Below are 627 nucleotides of genomic sequence, written 5' to 3'. Positions count from 1 at the left end.
AGTAAAAATCCGCCTTCTTAGAAGGCGGCTTTGGTTTATAGCCCCCTATAAGGGGGCATCCCTGCACTGCTAGTTTATCTTCAACTCTAACTGCGCCTCATATTCTTGATCTTTCTTGTCTTGGTGCCTTACGTAACGCCTGATGATTTCTTCATTCACACCAACTGTGTCAACAAAGTATCCCCTTGCCCAAAAATGATTACCCCACAGTTTCTTTCTTATATGTGGGAACTTGTTAAACAAGCGGATTGCTGAACGCCCTTTCAATACTCCCATCAACGTTGATATCGAAACTTTTGGTGGAACTATCACAACCAAGTGAACGTGATCCGGCTGAACATTTAATTCCAAAACGTCACAATCTTTCATATTGCACAAAATATAGATTGAGCGATAAAGCTCCTTACCTACATTCCCTTTCAAGATCTTAAATCTGTATTTCGGAGTCCAAACTATATGGTATTTGCAACGCCAATATACATGTGATGAACTTCTATAATCGCCCATGTTTTTAGTTTCCTCTTACTTGTGGTGAATAAGAGGTTTACTTCTAGCATGGGCACTCCTTCGGGCAATAGCCCCAAGGTTCAATCACCACCGCCCAAGGCGGTGGTTTAGGGATGACAA

The 627-nt window shown here is 41.9% G+C and carries 1 protein-coding gene; it reads right to left on the bottom strand.

Annotated features, from left to right (window positions below):
• Positions 1-69: 69 nt before the first annotated feature.
• Positions 70-507 (bottom strand): IS200/IS605 family transposase, encoded by a 438-nt coding sequence (gene tnpA, locus PL85_RS18185; protein WP_064625158.1) that lies wholly within the window; start codon positions 505-507, stop codon positions 70-72.
• Between the last annotated feature and the right edge of the window lie 120 nt (positions 508-627).

The sequence above is a fragment of the Vibrio anguillarum genome, from assembly GCF_001989995.2.
GTDB classification, from domain to species: domain Bacteria; phylum Pseudomonadota; class Gammaproteobacteria; order Enterobacterales; family Vibrionaceae; genus Vibrio; species Vibrio anguillarum.
This window is presented reverse-complemented; position numbering and strand designations above follow the sequence as displayed.

Coding starts and splice junctions, on each gene's coding strand:
- tnpA (WP_064625158.1), bottom strand. CDS start 507: ATGGGCGATTATAGAAGTTCATCACATGTATATTGGCGTTGCAAATAC.